The organism is Sulfuricurvum sp. (assembly GCF_028681615.1).
Classification (GTDB): domain Bacteria; phylum Campylobacterota; class Campylobacteria; order Campylobacterales; family Sulfurimonadaceae; genus Sulfuricurvum.
Map to the genome: position 1 here is coordinate 23,049 of NZ_JAQUHV010000005.1, position 18,253 is coordinate 41,301.

The window sequence follows — 18,253 nt, forward strand, 5'->3', positions numbered from 1 at the left end:
TTTACTTCTCCTGTGCAGCGATTTCTTCGCTCGCATAATTCATTAAACCGCCGGCAGAAAGCAACTCTTGCATAAATGGCGGGATGGGTATAAAGTTGTAAGTTTTATTTGTTGTAAGATTGGTGATGGTCCCTGCATCCATATCAATACTGACAGACTCACCTTCTTTTATCTCTAAACTCTCGGTAAGTTCAAAAATCGGCAATCCCATGTTAAAAGCGTTGCGGTAAAAAATACGGGCAAACGTCGGAGCGATAACAGCTGCAACACCGGCAGCTTTAAGTGCTATCGGAGCATGTTCGCGGGATGATCCGCAACCGAAATTTTCATCGGCAACAATGATATCACCTGGAGTCATTTTAGAAACAAATGTCGGATCTGCATCTTCCATAACATGTTTTGCGAGCTCTTTTGGGTCAGAAGTGTTTAGGTAGCGAGCGGCGATGATAAGATCGGTATCAATATCTTTACCGAAATTCCAAACTTTGCCTTCAATTTTTTGCATCAAAAATCCTATGGTACGTAAAATTAAGCGGATTATAGCCAAGAAGAGTTGAAAGAGTTTTAAATCCCGTATGAAGGGATTTAATAGTGGTTAATATTAACGTTTCAATCCATTAACGGTCGCGAGCATCTCATCACTGGTGGTAATGACTTTTGAGTTTGCATCGTAGGCACGTTGTCCCGTAATAAGGTCGGTGAGCTCAACAACCAGTTGAACGTTTGAAAGTTCGACAAATCCCTGGCGAATAGAACCCAATCCATCTTCACCTGCTGTCCCCTCGACAGGCTGACCGGAACTGTCTGTTTCAACGAAAAGGTTATCTCCCATTGCATGTAAACCGGCGGGATTGATAAAATTCGTCAGAGAAATCTGTCCTACCTGTGTTGCTTGTGCCTGTCCAGGTTGAGTCACACTGACAATCCCATCTGTACCAATGCTGACATTGGTAGCATCTGAGGGAATAACAACTTCAGGAACAAGCGTATATCCGTCGGAGTTGACCATAGTACCGTTGGCATCGATTTTAAAGGAACCGTTACGGGTATAAACTTCCGTCCCGTTAGGAAGTTGGAGTTTGAAAAAACCTTGACCGGTTATTGCCATATCAAGGGTATTGTCGGTTTGTTTTAGACTTCCCTCGGAGAATATTTTATTGATAGCGGTCGGACGAACCCCGAGACCGACTTCGATTCCTGTCGGTGACTTGGTTGTATCACTGGTTGACGTTCCAGCATAGGTCATTACTTTATACATCAAATCGGCAAATTCAGCACGGGACTTTTTATATCCCATGGTGTTAACGTTGGCAATGTTATTTGCAGTCGTGTCGATTTGGGTTTGCATAGATAGCATACCGGTAGAACTGGTATAGAGTGATTGCATCATGGGTCATTTCTCCTTAGTTTTATCGTCTGGTTACGGCAAGTTTTTCGATTGCGTCTTTATTCATATCATTCATTTGCGTGTCCATTGCTTTTTGGTACATACCGACCAAGCGATTGGCTTCAACCAATGAAATCATTTGATTAACCGCATTGACGTTGCTTTTTTCGGTAAATCCCTGCATTAGAGATCCGCTCTCATTTAATGGTTTAAGTGGATCAGCGGATTCAGGGATATAAAGGTTCTCTCCCTCTTTTTTTAACATGCGTATATTTTGAGGTTCAAGAATCATGAGTTTTTTGTTTGCGACCATTTGTGTCGACCCTGGAACATTTGTGGAAATTTGACCGTTTTTATCGATTGTAATCACGCTATCCTGCGGATTGAAAGAGATCGTGGTCTTACTCTGAGCATAATCTGCCGGTAATACCTCATATCCTTGTTTTGTCACGAGTTTACCTGCGTCATTTGTCGTAAAAGTTCCATCTCGGGTCAATCGGATCCCTTGCGGTGTTTTGACGGCGAAAAACTGACCTTCTTTACTCAGAGCAAGATCAAACGTGTTTTCAGTTTTTTGCATAGAACCCAAACTAAAATCGGTATAAGCATCTGTAATCTGTGGAACACGTGAAAGCGAGCGGTTAAAATACTGTGCGCCTTCTTCTGTTTGATTAGGAATAGGGAGAATATTTTGTTTCTCTTTAAAAAGACGGACAAAATCTCCAGTAATCAATTGATCTTGTTTAAAGCCTGCCGTATTTGCATTGGCAAGATTCGAAGCAATTGTATCGATGCGGTTAAACTCAGCAACCATCCCGGCTGTAGCCGCATAATATCCGGTCTGCATTTATCATCCTTATAGAATATTAATACGACACTAGCAACAAGTGTTCCAAAGTAAGAAATAGAAGAAAAATATATATTTCAGAGAGTATTTAAGAAATATTTCGGTATAATCCACCTCTTTTTAACGTAAGGGAGTCTTCCTCGCATGAGTGTCAAAGATCTAAATAAATATCTCGAAACCCTATTCACAGAACATAAATCTAAAAATTGTCTCACCTATGAAACAATTGTCGATCCTTTTGACAAACAACCAACCCTTGCACAAGCTAAAACTATTTTAAAGCTGGCACAAAAACATAAGATCTGCTTGTTTACCTCTTCGGAACATGCCAAAATGCTCAATCAGCAAGAAGCAGCTGCAAAACGTGCCGCGCAACTTAAATACATTGAAGAAGCCAGCGGAGATGAATTCGATATTCTAAAACAGCATGAACTTCTTGAATGGTCACGTTCGGATTCTCCTGTACGTATGTATCTTCGTGAAATGGGTCAAATCCCGCTTCTTACAAAAGAAGAAGAAGTCGAAATATCCAAACGGATGGAAATGGGGGAAGGGATCATTATCGATGCGATCTGTTCTGTCCCCTATTTAATTGATTTTATTCTTGATTACAAAGATCCTCTCATCAATCGTGAACGACGCGTCAAAGAACTTTTTAAAAGTTTCGAAGAAGCTGAAGAAGAAGACTCTGATGATGACAGTGATGATGACGGCGATGATGATGAATCAACTGAAAAAGCACCGTCTCTTAAAGATAAAAAACGGGTAGAAAAAGTCGTTACCAGCTTTAAAGCACTTGAAAAAGCAAAAAAAGACTGGGTCAAAGCAACCGAGAAAATGTTAGAAGAGTGTTCTATCGATGAGATGGATGCAGAATACGTTTTGTTCTTCCTAAATGTCAGTTTCAAGAAAAAAATGTTGAAAGAGGCATTACTTGATCTTGGACCGACCTCAAAATTGATCAATGAGCTTGTCCGTTCTATGGAAACAGCTCTACGAAGTGATGAAGGTTTTGACCGTGAGTTGAAACGACTTGAGTATAAGCTTCCGCTTTTTAACGATCAACTCAAAAAAAATCACACATTGATCTTAAACAAAATTTGCGACCTGACGAAAGAAGAAATCGCTGCTAAAGTTCCTGAAGCAACGATGGTTAGTACCTATATGGAGATCAAAAAACTGATTCAAACCAAAGAAGCCTCTAAAGGCGGTTTCAATATGGAGCCGGAAAAGTTAGCTGATATTTTGGAACAGATCAAACGGGGTAAAAATATCTCTGAAGTTTCAAAAACACGTATGGCTAAATCCAATCTCCGTCTGGTTGTCTCGATTGCAAAACGTTATACCAACCGCGGACTTCCTTTCTTGGATTTGATTCAAGAAGGAAATATCGGATTGATGAAAGCGGTCGATAAATTTGAATACCAAAAAGGGTATAAATTTTCAACGTACGCTACATGGTGGATTCGCCAAGCAATCAGCCGTGCGATTGCCGATCAGGCACGTACTATTCGTATCCCGATCCACATGATTGAAACGATCAACCGCATTAATAAAATTATGCGTAAACACCTCCAAGAGCACGGAAAAGAGCCGGATGTCGAAACCATCGCGGAAGAAGTAGGCTTGTCGGTTGAGAAAGTCAAAAACGTCATCAAAATCACAAAAGAACCGATTTCGCTTGAAGCTCCTATCGGTAACGAAGAAGACGGACGTTTCGGAGATTTCATCGAAGATAAAATGTCTCTCTCTCCATCAGATGCTATTTTGAAAGACGATTTGAAAGTCCAGATTGAAAGTGTTCTTGAACAGTTGAATGAGCGTGAAAAAGCGGTTATCAAAATGCGATTTGGTATTATGGACGACGAGAGTGACCGTACTCTCGAAGAGATCGGAAAAGAACTTAACGTTACACGTGAACGTGTTCGTCAAATCGAAAGCAGTGCGATCAAAAAACTGAAACACCCTAAAGTGGGTCGTAAACTTAAAAACTATATCGAGGACTGATGACATTTGATCAGCAGTGGATTGAATACGATTTCAATCCGTTTATCCTATTTAATTCCGGTGGAAAAATTATATCACTGAACACAGAAGCGCAATATCTTCTCGGTGCTATAGAAGCATCGGCTATCTATAAGATTGCAACAACGTATGCAAGTTCTTCATTCGGATTTAAAACAACATTTCTTGAACTTGAATTTGGCCGTTTTAAATTTTTCGGTATCACTGTAGGATATGAAGATGAAGAGCAGATTGGTATACGTCTTTACCAACTCCCTTCTTTCCAGTTCACAAAACAAAAACCGGACGGCCAGTTAGTCAATGTCTATACATTGATCGATTTGTGTATCAGTTCCAATTCGATAGGCAGCCAAACACGCTATACAAAAGAGCTCGATCCCACGATTCCTGAGATTCGTTTGCAAACAGAATTATTTATTAAATTGCTTAATAAAATCTATACGTCGATGTTGGGGAATGATAAAATTTTAACCCGGCTATTTTTCCGTGTAGGTGAGCATATTAAATTTGAAGGGGAGAAATATTCACTCTTCTCTATTGAAGTTTCGTCAGAATCAATTAATAAAAAATATCTCTCTGAGATTACCCATTTGGCTGAAGAGAATAATCTCTTCGTCGATCTAAAAGATCAAAAAATTATTCTAAATGTTCCGATGATCGTGAAATAAATAACTCGCGTGAAATAAAGTATCCCAACGGGATACCCGCTGCTAGTCCTAGAAGATAGGGCAATACTAAGAGAGAATGGTTGTTGTTAAGAGCCAGGAATCCCAAGATTAAAAAAGCATACGGAATAAGACGATACAGCGATATCCAAGCTGATGCATTTTTGGTCGTGTTTTGAACTATATTACTCTTTTGACGTGCTTTTTCTTCTTTTATCATCTGCTTGATATCGGCAACTTCGTTCTCTCGTTCTTCTTCGTACAAATCGTACGGATCATCCATCATATCTATTACATCTTTATTGTCTTCGATATCGGCTGTCTCGACACGTTGATTAATCATCGTTCGATACGAATAAAGCGATCCCATAAGGATAAGCATCGAAGAGAGCATCGCAACCGTAAAATTTGAGTATACTTCTTTAGATAAAAAGAGTAGTACTAAGACGGCAAAGTGGGCAAGTACAAAAATACGGATTGCGTTTTTAATCCTCATCCTCATCCTCATCGATGCTTTTCCCCATATTGTATCGCGGATCTTTGGCCAATTTTTCAAACTCTTTGTATTGTTTGCTGTAGGCTTTGTAAACATTTAAAAATGCAGCTGCAAGACCTATAGCAACACCGATCCACAAAAGCCACGTAATACCTGTAAGTTTTTTAAGCCCCAAGCCGATTGCGACACCGATCAAAACGGCTACAACCATCGAGATTCCAAGTGATAAGGTCTCGGCACCTTCGATAATCGGTTTAATCCGTGGTTTATGCTCTTCGTGATTCTCTTCCACTACAGTTCTCCAAATATTTTGTTTGCAGCGGCAATTGTCTCTTCAACCATTTCATCGGTTGTTGCGGTAGAAATAAATCCTGTTTCAAATTGTGAACAAGCAAAATAAAAGCCCGCATCCAACATCGCAGCATGGAACTTGGCAAAACGTGCAGTATCACTCTTAAGGGCTTCGGCAAAATTCGAAACTGACTCATCACTAAAGAAAAATCCGAACATAGAACCGCGTACATCGGTTTGTAAAGGGATATTGTGTTTTGTTGCTGCTTCCGCAAAGCCGTTCATAAGACGTTTTGCCCTCTCTTCGAGGACACTGAAGACTCTTGCATTGTTCTTGAGCTTATGAATGGATGCAAGTCCTGCAGCCATGGCAACAGGATTTCCGCTGAGAGTTCCTGCCTGATAGACACCGCCTTCGGGTGAGAGGTGCGCCATTATCTCGCGTCTGCCCCCGAATGCTCCGACAGGCATTCCGCCACCGATGACTTTTCCTAGCGTTACCAGGTCAGGTTTTGTACCTGTGATACTCTCCGCACCATGTAAACATGCTCTGAAACCGCTCATTACTTCGTCAAAAATCAGTAATGCGCCGTATTCATCACATACTGTCCGAAGTTCTGCCAAAAAATCTTTGGTTGCGGGTACCAGTCCCATATTTCCGGCAATCGGCTCGATAATGACACACGCAATACCGGGGCTGTCTTTAAAACATTGACGGACACTTTCAATGTTGTTGTATTCAGCTAATAAAGTATGTTTGGTAAAATCGGCCGGCACTCCCGGAGAACTCGGTGTTCCAAACGTCACGGCACCTGAACCTGCTTGAACAAGCAGAGCATCACTGTGTCCGTGATAGCAACCGGTGAACTTGACAATATCATCACGACCGGTAAACCCTCGAGCAAGACGGATCGCACTCATTACCGCTTCGGTTCCGCTGCTGACAAAACGGATTTTTTCAATAGAGTCATAAATAGAGATAATGAGCTCAGCAAGATCACTTTCAGCTTCTGTAGGAGCACCGAAACTTAGACCGTGTTTGACTGCTTCGATTACAGCTGATTCAATGCTTTCGTCTCGGTGGCCGAAAATTAGAGGACCCCAACTTTGAACGTAGTCTACATAGCGGTTATCATCGATATCAATCAGATATCCGCCTTCTCCGCGTGAGATAAAACGGGGAATACCACCAACACTTTTAAATGCCCGTACAGGTGAGTTTACTCCGCCCGGTATCAATTGTTGAGCTTTTTCGAAGGCTGTTTGTGAGTGTTCAATGCTCATACATAATCCTAATCAATAAATCTTTTTCTTATTATACCGAAGATTAGGTTGTCCAAACGGCTCGTTATGCGATAAAATAATAAAAAAACTTAAGGCCTTTTATGCAATTTAACGTCGATGCCACCTGCGGCAACGCCAGAGCGTGTACTATCACTACGGCACATTCTACAATCCAAACACCTATCTTTATGCCGGTGGGAACGGTAGGCTCTGTAAAAGCACTTGATATGGCAGATATGACAGAACTATTAGATACTCAAATCATCCTTGCCAATACCTATCATATGTATCTGCGTCCGGGAGATGAAACCGTAGCACGTTTCGGCGGACTGCATGGATATACGACATATCCCAATAGTTTTTTGACGGATAGCGGAGGTTTTCAAGCATTTAGTCTTAGTGATATATCTAAACCAACCGAATCAGGGATCGAGTTTCGCAGCCATATTGACGGAAGTAAACACTTTTTTACCCCGGAAAAAGTCATTGATATCCAAAACAATTTAAACAGCGATATCATGATGATTCTAGATGATCTTGTGGCACTGCCGGCTACACAAGAACGGATTCAAACATCAATTCAACGGACGACCCAATGGGCACAACAGTCGATCGACTATCATCGTAACAACCAATCAAAAGGAATCGGTATAAATCAAAATATCTTTGCCATTATTCAAGGTGGAACCGATTTCAATTTCCGTACCCAATCGGCAGAAGAGCTATGCGCCATGGATTATGACGGGTTTGCGATCGGAGGACTTTCAGTCGGTGAATCGAACAATTTGATGTATGATACGGTTGAACACACTACACCGCTTATGCCAAGTGATAAACCGCGGTATTTGATGGGTGTCGGTACACCTGAAGATTTAGTTGAAAACATTGAACGGGGCGTTGATATGTTCGACTGTGTTATGCCGACGCGTAATGCCAGAAACGGTACACTCTTCACCACATTTGGGAAAGTTAATATCAAAGGTGCACTTTATAAATACGACGCACAGCCAATTGATCCGGAATGTACTTGTTATACTTGCAGACGCTACAGTAGAGCGTATTTACATCATCTTTTCCGTTCACGTGAGATCACCTATTTCCGTCTTGCATCGCTTCATAACCTACATTACTATCTTTGGTTGGTCCGTCAAGCACGCGAATCAATCTTAGCCGGTAAATTTATTGAATTTAAAAAGGATTTTTATGCACGCCGTCAAGCCTAAAATGACCCTCGGAGTCAATATCGACCATATTGCCGTTCTCAGAGAAGCACGAAAAATCAACGATCCGGATCCTCTGATGGCACTTGCCATATGTGCTCAAAGCGGAGCCGATCAAATAACTATCCATTTGCGAGAGGATCGTCGTCATATCCATGATGAAGATGCACGTCGGATCATTTCAGCATCACCTCTTCCTGTGAACCTGGAATGTGCGATAGAACCCTCCATTATCGATATTGTTTGTTCTCTAAAGCCTCACCGTGCTACTTTGGTTCCTGAAAAAAGAGAAGAAGTAACAACGGAAGGCGGATTGGATGTCATTGGCAACTATAATTCAATATTAAATACTATTAATATATTAAAAGAAAATGAAATAGAGATTTCTCTCTTTATCGATCCTACGCGAGAAGCAATTGAAGCTTCTGAACGTTTGGGAGTACAATGGGTTGAACTCCATACAGGAAGTTATTCTAATTTGTATGCAATGCGACACAGCGCCCTACCCCACACACATCATGCTATTTCGGCACTTAACCTTTCACGGAGAGAATTGGACGATAAAATCGAACAGGCATACGGAGCAATTGTCGATGCTGCGAATTATGCCCGATCACTTGGACTAAAAGTAGCTGCCGGGCACGGGTTAAACTACCAAAATGTGACCCCTATTGTGAATATCGATACGATTGAGGAACTCAATATCGGTCAAAGTATCATTGCCCGATCTGTGTTTACCGGTCTTTCCTCAGCCGTGTCGGATATGAAAGCATTATGTCAACGCTGAAAACTATCGCCATCAGTGTCGGTGATTTGAACGGTGTGGGATTTGAGATAATCCTCAAGGCCCACAATCAGATCAAACAGCTCTGCAATCCTCTTTATTGTATCAATTATACTATGGCACATCAAGCGGCAGCTTTACTGCATAAACAAATTCCAAACGATTTTCATATGTATAAAGTTTCCGGTGAATTTACCATCGAAGCAGGAAAAGTTTCCGCTGAGTGCGGACGATACAGCTATGATTCTTTTATTGCCGCTGTAGAGCTTGCACGATCGAAAGCCGTTGATGCCATTGTCACTTTACCGATTCATAAAGAAGCATGGAAGTTGGCAGGCATCCATTATGTCGGACATACAGATGCGCTGAGAGATATATTTCAAAGTGATGCGATTATGATGCTCGGATGCGAGAAGCTTTATGTTGCGCTTTATACGGAACATATCCCTCTTCGTGAAGTAGCATCTAAAATTGAGACGGATAAATTAACGGCCTTTTTGCTGCTGCTCCATACAGCTACAGGGCATGAACCGATTGCAGTGTTAGGTCTTAATCCCCATGCCGGGGATCATGGAGTCTTAGGTGATGAGGAGCGTTTTATTGAAGAAGCGATTGAACGTGCTAATGCACAGATCGGTAGAGAGATCTTTATCGGTCCGATCGTTCCGGATATAGCATTTACACCTCGGTTCCGAGAAAATTTCTCAATGATAGCGGCGATGTATCACGATCAAGGATTGGCTCCGCTTAAAGCGCTCTATTTTGATGAAAGCGTCAATGTCTCCTTAGGTCTGCCGATCATTCGTACTTCTGTCGATCATGGAACGGCGTATGACATAGCGTATCAAAATAAAGCATCCGTACTGAGTTATATGAATGCTGTCAAGGCAGCAATTACATTTAACGTTAAAGATGAAAACCATGGCTGAAAAAGCATCTATCAATGTGTTTAAGAGCTTAAGCCATCCCCATTTTAATATACAATTATTTCGTCCCGGTTTTATAAAAGCGGCTTGGAAAGCGTATTCGGATATTGTATCGACACCTATTTCACAAAGCCAATTTCAAGTCCTTATCGGTGCATTGTTTGATTGGCTTTTCTTAGAAAAAAAATCCGATTCTGATACGGTATTAAGCGATATACGCGATCTGTTTCGTAATTCTGAAGAGGTTGAACGATTTTTATCCGATACATTTTATATCGTACTAAACCATTATATAAAATCGTTTTACGGACACCTTGGCGGATGGAGTAAAATCGTCTCTTTTTCTACAGCTATCGAAAGGTTTGTCACCTATGCCGCTAACCGGCTGGATGATGAATCCTTCTTCTTATTCGAAGATGCTTTTATCAATGCGCTTGAAACACTTCGCCAGAAGTCAGAGGCTATTACGGTCCTTAACACATATTACGGTGTACCTATCCAATATACCGCTGAAATTTTACATACCGATACCCAAAGTGTTATCCTCCGCGTACACCCTCTTCAAGAGACTGCCGCATTGATACAAAACGGCATTTATATTCTCAAAAAAGACCAATTCATCAATGATGTTTATGCATCCGTTAATCCGATAACGGTTGAAGGTGAACGTCTGTTGGAATTGAAACAGTTTGATCAGCTTCAGACCTCACTTTTTCATCGTCAAAGCATTCGTGTACAACCTCCAAAACCGTATAGTTTTACGATTGTCCACCCAAGCCTCACCTTGCATTGTCATTTGTATGATATTTCCATTGGAGGAATCGCTGTTACGACGAAACATCCGTATGCAATTTCTCCGTTAAGTGATGTAACCTTGATCTTCCCTCCTGAAATTATGGGACAATCACCGGAAGTAAAGGGAAAATTAGTCTTCAAATCTTCCTATGAAGCAGGATACAAATACCATTTCAAGATTGAAACAAATCTCCAACAAGAGGGTGAACTCGGAAAATACATTGCTAGACGGGAACAGGAACTCATTAAAAAACTACGAGATGAGATTATTTAATATGAATGAGACAAATACTTCTCAGTCGGATACAGCCTTTGTCAATCCAAAGATAGTTTCTGATGTCATCGATGTTTTGGATACGATCCTTCCCAAAAACCTTTATGCACTTGATTTTACACTTGAACACTATTTTACGTTGCTCAAAAAATTATCGCTTTTTGAAAAAGAAGAGTATTTCAACGATAAAAAAGAGGCCATAAAAAAAGCCATAGTATCCTATTTTGCTCAATCCAATCAAAATATTGATATCAAGATCTCTTTTAAAACTTTTACCATACACAAACATTTTTTTGATCATTCAAATTCAGAAAAGCTTGACCGTATGATCCATAAAAACAGGGCCTTAATCAGTGATTTAGAAAGTAAAAAATCTGAATTTCTTCCATTGCCTTTTTTAGTTTCTATCCCCAACGAATTTTATACACAGATTATGCAAGGCTACATTGACAACAAACAATCGATGGAGTCTGCACGATATATTACACGACAGCAGGTCGACAATATTTTCAATCTTGATGAACGTGATATTATCTTCTTTTTGCGTGGAAAAATTTCGATACGTTATTTTACCCCTCCTAAAAAAATACCGGAAGGTGTGGATAAACGATTTTCAGGGGAATCCATTGAGAGCATGGAAATAATGTATCAAACCTACTTTCCTGATGGTGCATGGCCGATGATTGAAGAGGTATTGGATGATGTTCTTGCAGATAGCCTTAACTTTGCGTTTATCAGCAATATGACCTTTAGCAAAACGTTTATTCAAGTATTTAGATCCATGGTAGAGGTTATGCTGCTCGATATCGTCAGTGAAGATGATCGTTCTAAAATTGAAGGACAAACGGGATATATACTTCGACAATATTTTCAAAAAATTCTTTTACATACCTCTAAAAATCTTTTGAATTTTATTGAGAACCGAAATAAAAATGCTGAAAAATTTGTCAATTATTTTACCGAAGAAACGGTCATCGATGCCAACGGAAATAAAATACAAAAATATGCTATTACGGATAAGCGCAACAACAGATGGAACTGTAGCGCCGTCATTTCTTTGATGATGCAATACAAACAAACAAAAATCAAAGTCGCGGCTCAAGACGAAGTTTTAACTATCGCTCAGGAACGTGTTAACGAGTCGGAAAAAGAGATTGAATCCGAAAAAAAATCTAAACATAATATTGAGAAAGAACTGGAAGAAATTGTAAAATTGTTACCTGATGCTGATATGAAATTGATGTCCCTTAAAGAGAAACTCTCATCGAATTCAGACGAGAGTGAAGCGATAAAAAATGAAATGGTTCTACTAAATGATTATTACAATGAACTCATTACAAAAAGAAAAAGTCATATTGCACAGCTTGAATCCATCAATAACAAGATCACGAATAAAATTAGCGAATTGGCCCAACGCAACATCAAACTGGCATATGAAGAGAAAATGCATAAAACGATTATGGAACAGAGTGCTCCTGTCTTAGAGATGTACGAATTAGTCGCGGATGCCCTTGCCTTTACACTTGCAAAACGCTAATTCTTACGATAGACGGTTTCGGTAATCTTCATAGCCGAACTCATGGAGAACATTTAGTTTCCCTTCTTTTGTCCAGATTGCAAGAGACGGGAGTTTAATCCCGTTGAAAGTTGTATTTTTGACAAATGTATAGTGAATTTGATCTTCAAAGATAATTTTATCTCCAACTCTCAACGGTACATCAAACGAATAGTCTCCCATAATATCGCCAGCTAAACACGTATTTCCGCCAAAACGATAGGTGTATGCTTTTTCACCTGCTTCCGCGGCATTACGTACAGCAGCGCGATATGGCATTGCAAGTGTATCGGGCATATGGGCTTCAGCAGACGTATCCAAAATCGCTATGTCCATTCCGTTATGTACAATATCAAGTACCGATGCAACCAACGGGCCTGTTTGCCAACCTACCGCTTCACCCGGCTCAAGATAGACGGTGATATCATTATGACGGGATTTAAATGCTTTTATGACTTCGATGAGGCGATCAACATTGTAATCGATACGGGTAATATGGTGCCCTCCCCCAAAATTGACATATTTTAATCCATTGATATAAGAACCGAATTTCGACTCAAACGCTTCGAGTACCCCTTCCAGCGCATCAACGTTTTGTTCACACAACGCATGAAAATTTAAACCGTCCAGTTTGCTTACAATACTCTCATTGAAATTAGACAAAGTCGTTCCTAACCGGCTGTAAAGACCGCACGGATTATAAAGATCTACCGGAGAGGACGAATATTCAGGGTTAACACGCAAAGACACCGAGATCGATGGGTTTATTGCTTTTACCCTATCATAGTAACGGTGAAACTGTGCTGGGGAATTAAAAACGATATCATCCGATATACGGGCTATTTCATCAATATCTTCGTCTTTAAATGCGGGAGAATAGGTATGAACCTCTTTGTTCATTTTTTCACGTGCGAGCTTAGCTTCATGTAATCCGCTCGCAGTACATCCATGCAGATATTTTCCTACTAAATCAAAAGTCGACCACATCGCGAACCCTTTGAGCGCAAGGATGATTTTAGCCCCGGATTCATTTTGCACACGCTGCATTACTTGTAAATTTTTTTCTAACCGGGCTTCTTCACAAATATAACACGGAGTATGGGTGAGTTGGGAAAAATCGATATCGCTCATGGAAATTCCTAGGAAGGTAGTTTTACGGGTGTGATTGTAGCACAGAGTTATTTCTACACCGACAAAATTGATGGAACAAGAATTGTATTGAGAAAATATATATAACTCTGAAGGAACCTCAATGTCTATAAAAGACTACATCGCTGAAAACAAACTCGAATGGATGATCGTTTACAACGCACCGACTGATGCTTACAAATATGCGTACCGTGGATGTCTCATCGTTACTGAAGGTAAAGTAATTACTGCCGATAAAAGTCTTCCGCCTAAAGATATTGTTAAACAAGTACTATTGGCTACCAACAACGATACAATCGATTTTATGGCTTTAGAACTCCAATCCTTGGATCTTTTTGAACCATTTGTTGCAAAATACAAAGAGTATTTGACTCCAGAAGGAAAATACCTTCTTTTCGTCTCTGACATTATCGGTAAAGGGACATTTGTGTATGAAGGAATTACCTTCAATACTTTTGCATTGGATGAAAGTTCAGTATGGAATGACTTGCTTGATATCGCTGATCTTTCAAAAGGTGATTTGAAAAAAATGTCTGACAAAGAGAAAATTGATGCGGTAGCAAAAGAAATTCTACGCAGTAATCTTCGATTGAATGATAAAACCTATGATGATATCAAAGCATTGCAACGTGGTGGAAAAGCTTCATTCGGAGCAGTATAACCCCTTCATTTCCCCTTTGTTTGGGGAAACAACATCTCTCAATCAATTCTCCAAAATTCTTTCTTTCTCATCTCTCATTTTATTACACTTTGCATGATACAATTGTAGTCAATCCTAGTTTTAGCTCCGCATATGAATCAAGGAGATTAAATGAATACTACAGTATATTTGAAGATCGCTAGAGATGTGATTAAAGCACATTTTGAGCATACAGTTGTTGATAAAGATACACTAATAGATACATATCCCGAACTAAAGATACAAAGAGCCACTTTCGTGACACTTACTCTAAACGGTCATTTACGTGGTTGTATCGGTTCGATCATCGCCCATCAGAGTTTGATTGATGATTTAGTCTCTAATGCCGAATCCGCGGCCTTTCGTGATCCACGCTTTCCTCCGCTTTCTCTAAATGAACTTGATTCAGCAAAGATTGAAGTATCACTTCTCACTAAACCTGAACTTGTCACATACAAGGATGCTGAAGATCTATCACACATTATCCGCCCAAATATCGACGGTGTTATCCTACGCGTAGGAAATTATCAGGCAACTTTTTTACCCCAGGTATGGGAAGAATTGGAAGATTTTGATTCATTTTTTACCCATTTAGGTCTAAAAGCAGGGATTGGAAATGATCCCCTCTCGTATCATCCCGATATTTATACGTATCAGGTTGAGAAAATCAAGGAGGCGTAAATGACACACCGTCTTATGAGTGTAGCAGGTAGTTTTTATCCTGCACAGGAAAAAGAGATTAATGTGATGATTGAGCATTTCAATACGATATTATCATCCCATCCTGATGTGTTACATCGTTTCGATCTATTAAAAGGCAATGCGATCATTGTTCCGCATGCAGGCTGGATTTATTCCGGTTTTACAGCAAACATCGCATTTCGTATTTTAAAAAATACCCATCCTAAAACAATTGTAGTGATCGGTCCTTCCCATCGTGTCGGTTTTGATGGGGCAAGCATATCGGATATGGACTCGTATCAGACACCATTAGGAAATTTAGCAATCGATCGTAATCTCGTAAAAGATTTAAAAGAGCGGTTGCATGTTGCATATTATCCGGAAGCACATCACGAACACAGCACCGAAGTGCAGATGCCTTTTATAAAACACTATTTTCCGGATGTAAACGTCGTAGAGATTGTCTACGCATATTCGGATCCTTCCCAAATTGAACCTATCATAGCTTATTGTCTGAATCAAGGGGATGTTGCCGTTGTTATCAGTACCGATTTGAGTCATTACTATTCACAAAAACAAGCAAATCAAATCGATGAGATCTGTTTGGAAGCTATTCGAGATAAAAACACAGTTGAATTGCATCAAGGGTGTGAAGCATGCGGTATTATTGGTGTAGAGGCTATGTTGAATGTGGCTAAGAAAAAAGGGTTAAAAAGTACGATTCTTGATTATAGAACAAGTGCCGACACGAGTGGAGATTCCTCCCGTGTCGTTGGATATGTAAGTACTTTGTTTAGTTAAACGTCCATCTCGATAACATTCCAAGGGAGTCCTTGGGTGTTCATTTCATCCATAAACGGATCCGGATCGAGCTGTTCCATGTTAAATACGCCTTGTCCGCTCCAAATGCCCTGAACCATCAATTTGGCACCGATAACGGCAGGAACACCTGTCGTATACGATACACCTTGTGATTTTACTTCGGCATAGCACTCTTCGTGGTCTTTGACTTGATAGATATAAATTTTACGTTTTTTACCGTCTTTTAGACCTTCGGCAACGATACCAATGTTGGTTTTACCTTTGGTACGAGGGCCAAGAGATGCCGGATCAGGGAGCAGAGTTTTCAAAAACTCGATCGGAACGATCTTTATCCCCTGATGTTCAACCGGTTCGATTCCGAGCATACCGACATTTTCGAGACATTTCATGTGTGTAAGGTAGCTTTGCCCAAATGTCATAAAGAAACGGATACGTTTAAGACCATAGATGTGTTTTACCAATGATTCCATCTCTTCGTGATACAACAGATAGCTGTCTTTAGGCCCTACTTCCGGATAATCCCATACCTGCATGATTTCCATCGGTGCGGTTTCAATCCATTCACCGTTTTCCCAATAACGTCCTTTTGCACTTACTTCGCGAAGGTTGATCTCAGGATTGAAGTTTGTTGCGAACGGATAGCCGTGATCACCGGCATTACAGTCAAGGATATCGATTGTGTGGATCTCGTCGAAATAGTGTTTTTGAGCGTATGCACAGAAAATGTTTGTTGCACCAGGATCAAATCCGCTTCCTAGCAGCCCCATGATTCCGGCTTCTTTGAACTGTTCATTACGTGCCCATTGAAGTTTATACTCAAATTTTGCCTCGTCAGGGTGTTCGTAGTTAGCCGTATCGAGATAAGGGGTTTTTGTAGCGATACATGCATCCATAATCGTAAGATCTTGATACGGCAAAGCGACATTGATTAAAATATCAGGATTGAATTTATTGATAAGATCAATGACCTCTTGTGTATTGTCCGCATCTACGGTCGTAATTTCAATAGCACCTGATGGAAGTTCACTTTGGATCTCTTCACAACGTCCGATACTACGGCTCGCTAAAATAATGCGGTCAAATACATGGTTGTTCATAACACATTTATGTGCTACAACGCGCCCTACTCCGCCGGCGCCGATAATGAGTGCAGTTGCCATAGCAAAACCCCTGAAAAAAAAGATAGTGTAATTATAGGTGAAAATCTCTTACGAAATTGTTACAGAAAAAAGGCTGCATACAGAGTCAAACCCCATATAAATGCCAACATGCCGAGTGAAAGAAATACCAATGCCGCTCCGGCGTCTTTTGCCCGTTTTGCCAGTTCATGGTGATCAAACGTTACTAAATCAACGGTTCGTTCTACCGCACTGTTGATTACTTCAGCAAGAAGCGGAATAAACAATGAAACAGAAAGAATGGATTTATAGACAAAGGCTATCGGCAGGCTCCATGCAATGATCATCCCCATAACAAATAAAATGATTTGAAGACGAAATGACTTTTCATTTTTCGTCACTTCAAGCAAGCCGTTAAGGGCATATTTTGTATTTCTAAAGAGTGTGTATTGCGGCTTGTTGAGCGCCATTAGTTTCCTTACATCCAGTAATTTAGTTTAATATTGTAGTCAGGTTGAATAAACAATCAACCTAAAACAGTACTCCATCCTTCATAAAGGCCGTGTTCCTGCATCGCTGACTCATAGAGCGATGTCGTAGTTTCTTCAACAATTTCAGCTGTTATGGCTTCATTCTTGATCAGAACAACACCATATCCATAGTCACTTTCGTCATCATTGACATATTCTTTCACATTAAACCCATGCGAAGCGAGCTGTGCAATCGCACGTTCCATAGAACTTTTGGTTTGAAAAAAGAGATAGTGTTCAACTTCTCTAGGAATATTTAAATCATCGCCTGCTTCGACAAGTGCAGCGATCGTATGTCGGTTTTGGATACTCAAAAGCCCATATGCATCAGGATAAAGGTTATCACTATACATTTCCCATTTGCTATCTCTCGACGAACCGCGTTCATACACAAATCCACCATGCCGATTCATTACATCGGAGCTAATATTTTCAAAACGTTTTGATTGAGGAGCATAAAAATAAAACTCAGCCCACCCCTCTTTCATTACACGTCCTGCAAATACCGCATCCAAAGAAGTGTTGAGGGTAGCTATTAAATCTTGAGTAAATGATTCCAAACTTTCAGTAACGGCATCAGCCTTGACGAAAAGCCATAAGAGAGATGGACGATACTCTTGAGGTGCTTCTTCGATGAGGTCAAGTTCAACATCACATCGATAGGGGATATTCTCATCATCAAGAAGTTCATAAAATTCGACCATTAACTAAAACCTTATTTTTTC

20 protein-coding genes are annotated in these 18,253 nt (G+C 40.3%); 10 read left to right on the plus strand and 10 right to left on the minus strand.

Annotated elements, in window-relative coordinates; translation table 11 throughout:
- Position 1: 1 nt before the first annotated feature.
- The 3 genes from PHE37_RS07140 to PHE37_RS07150 all read right to left on the minus strand — a co-directional run bounded on the left by PHE37_RS07140 (position 2) and on the right by PHE37_RS07150 (position 2,234).
- On the minus strand, positions 2-505 hold the full coding sequence (locus PHE37_RS07140; RefSeq protein ID WP_299994442.1) for a 3-isopropylmalate dehydratase small subunit: 504 nt from the start codon (positions 503-505) through the stop codon (positions 2-4).
- Between the two features lie 96 nt (positions 506-601).
- The gene (flgG, locus tag PHE37_RS07145) at positions 602-1,390 is read right to left on the minus strand and encodes a flagellar basal-body rod protein FlgG (protein ID WP_299994440.1); all 789 of its coding nucleotides are present in this window, start codon (positions 1,388-1,390) and stop codon (positions 602-604) included.
- 19 nt (positions 1,391-1,409) lie between these two features.
- Entirely contained in the window at positions 1,410-2,234 is an 825-nt protein-coding gene (locus PHE37_RS07150; RefSeq protein ID WP_299994438.1) for a flagellar hook-basal body protein, read from the minus strand.
- A 144-nt stretch (positions 2,235-2,378) separates the two neighbouring features.
- Between PHE37_RS07150 and rpoD the strand changes: the two genes are divergently transcribed.
- Positions 2,379-4,241, plus strand: a complete 1,863-nt coding sequence (gene rpoD, locus PHE37_RS07155) for an RNA polymerase sigma factor RpoD (protein ID WP_299994436.1) — start codon at positions 2,379-2,381, stop codon at positions 4,239-4,241.
- Entirely contained in the window at positions 4,241-4,927 is a 687-nt protein-coding gene (locus PHE37_RS07160) for a hypothetical protein (protein WP_299994434.1), read from the plus strand. The genes rpoD and PHE37_RS07160 overlap by 1 nt, the downstream gene beginning before the upstream one ends.
- Here PHE37_RS07160 and PHE37_RS07165 read toward each other — a convergent pair.
- Genes PHE37_RS07165 through hemL form a run of 3 tightly spaced genes read right to left on the minus strand, consistent with a single transcriptional unit; the run spans position 4,896 to position 6,995 of the window.
- Positions 4,896-5,420: a hypothetical protein gene (locus tag PHE37_RS07165; protein ID WP_299994432.1), complete on the minus strand. Its 525-nt coding sequence runs from the start codon at positions 5,418-5,420 to the stop codon at positions 4,896-4,898. The genes PHE37_RS07160 and PHE37_RS07165 overlap by 32 nt on opposite strands.
- Entirely contained in the window at positions 5,410-5,712 is a 303-nt protein-coding gene (locus PHE37_RS07170) for an AtpZ/AtpI family protein (protein ID WP_299994431.1), read from the minus strand. Before PHE37_RS07170 ends, PHE37_RS07165 begins: the two co-directional genes overlap by 11 nt.
- Complete coding sequence (gene hemL / locus PHE37_RS07175; protein WP_300008349.1) at positions 5,712-6,995, minus strand: glutamate-1-semialdehyde 2,1-aminomutase; 1,284 nt, start codon at positions 6,993-6,995, stop codon at positions 5,712-5,714. The genes PHE37_RS07170 and hemL overlap by 1 nt, the downstream gene beginning before the upstream one ends.
- Before the next feature lie 101 nt (positions 6,996-7,096).
- Between hemL and tgt the strand changes: the two genes are divergently transcribed.
- The 5 genes from tgt to PHE37_RS07200 are packed head-to-tail and all read left to right on the plus strand — an operon-like array spanning position 7,097 to position 12,531.
- Positions 7,097-8,218 (plus strand): tRNA guanosine(34) transglycosylase Tgt, encoded by a 1,122-nt coding sequence (gene tgt, locus PHE37_RS07180; RefSeq protein WP_299995797.1) that lies wholly within the window; start codon positions 7,097-7,099, stop codon positions 8,216-8,218.
- 1 nt (position 8,219) lies between these two features.
- Positions 8,220-9,002, plus strand: a complete 783-nt coding sequence (locus PHE37_RS07185; protein ID WP_299995799.1) for a pyridoxine 5'-phosphate synthase — start codon at positions 8,220-8,222, stop codon at positions 9,000-9,002.
- Positions 8,990-9,928: a 4-hydroxythreonine-4-phosphate dehydrogenase gene (gene pdxA / locus PHE37_RS07190; RefSeq protein WP_299995795.1), complete on the plus strand. Its 939-nt coding sequence runs from the start codon at positions 8,990-8,992 to the stop codon at positions 9,926-9,928. Before PHE37_RS07185 ends, pdxA begins: the two co-directional genes overlap by 13 nt.
- Complete coding sequence (locus tag PHE37_RS07195) at positions 9,921-10,994, plus strand: PilZ domain-containing protein (protein ID WP_299995793.1); 1,074 nt, start codon at positions 9,921-9,923, stop codon at positions 10,992-10,994. The genes pdxA and PHE37_RS07195 overlap by 8 nt, the downstream gene beginning before the upstream one ends.
- A 1-nt stretch (position 10,995) precedes the next feature.
- Entirely contained in the window at positions 10,996-12,531 is a 1,536-nt protein-coding gene (locus tag PHE37_RS07200; RefSeq protein WP_299995791.1) for a hypothetical protein, read from the plus strand.
- 3 nt (positions 12,532-12,534) lie between these two features.
- On the opposite strand, the gene nspC is transcribed toward PHE37_RS07200, so the two are convergent.
- Complete coding sequence (gene nspC / locus PHE37_RS07205; protein ID WP_299995789.1) at positions 12,535-13,680, minus strand: carboxynorspermidine decarboxylase; 1,146 nt, start codon at positions 13,678-13,680, stop codon at positions 12,535-12,537.
- 121 nt (positions 13,681-13,801) lie between these two features.
- Here nspC and PHE37_RS07210 point away from each other — a divergent pair, with 121 nt between their 5' ends.
- The 3 genes from PHE37_RS07210 to amrB all read left to right on the plus strand — a co-directional run bounded on the left by PHE37_RS07210 (position 13,802) and on the right by amrB (position 15,859).
- Positions 13,802-14,359, plus strand: a complete 558-nt coding sequence (locus PHE37_RS07210; protein WP_299995787.1) for a hypothetical protein — start codon at positions 13,802-13,804, stop codon at positions 14,357-14,359.
- A 150-nt stretch (positions 14,360-14,509) separates the two neighbouring features.
- Positions 14,510-15,058 (plus strand): AmmeMemoRadiSam system protein A, encoded by a 549-nt coding sequence (amrA, locus tag PHE37_RS07215; protein ID WP_299995786.1) that lies wholly within the window; start codon positions 14,510-14,512, stop codon positions 15,056-15,058.
- Positions 15,059-15,859: an AmmeMemoRadiSam system protein B gene (gene amrB, locus PHE37_RS07220; protein ID WP_299995785.1), complete on the plus strand. Its 801-nt coding sequence runs from the start codon at positions 15,059-15,061 to the stop codon at positions 15,857-15,859. It begins immediately after the preceding gene.
- Here amrB and PHE37_RS07225 read toward each other — a convergent pair.
- The 3 genes from PHE37_RS07225 to PHE37_RS07235 are packed head-to-tail and all read right to left on the minus strand — an operon-like array spanning position 15,856 to position 18,232.
- Positions 15,856-17,040 (minus strand): saccharopine dehydrogenase family protein, encoded by a 1,185-nt coding sequence (locus PHE37_RS07225; RefSeq protein WP_299995784.1) that lies wholly within the window; start codon positions 17,038-17,040, stop codon positions 15,856-15,858. The genes amrB and PHE37_RS07225 overlap by 4 nt on opposite strands.
- Before the next feature lie 59 nt (positions 17,041-17,099).
- Positions 17,100-17,468, minus strand: a complete 369-nt coding sequence (locus tag PHE37_RS07230; RefSeq protein WP_299995782.1) for a diacylglycerol kinase — start codon at positions 17,466-17,468, stop codon at positions 17,100-17,102.
- Between the two features lie 56 nt (positions 17,469-17,524).
- The gene (locus tag PHE37_RS07235) at positions 17,525-18,232 is read right to left on the minus strand and encodes a DUF695 domain-containing protein (protein WP_299995781.1); all 708 of its coding nucleotides are present in this window, start codon (positions 18,230-18,232) and stop codon (positions 17,525-17,527) included.
- Positions 18,233-18,253 lie beyond the last annotated feature (21 nt).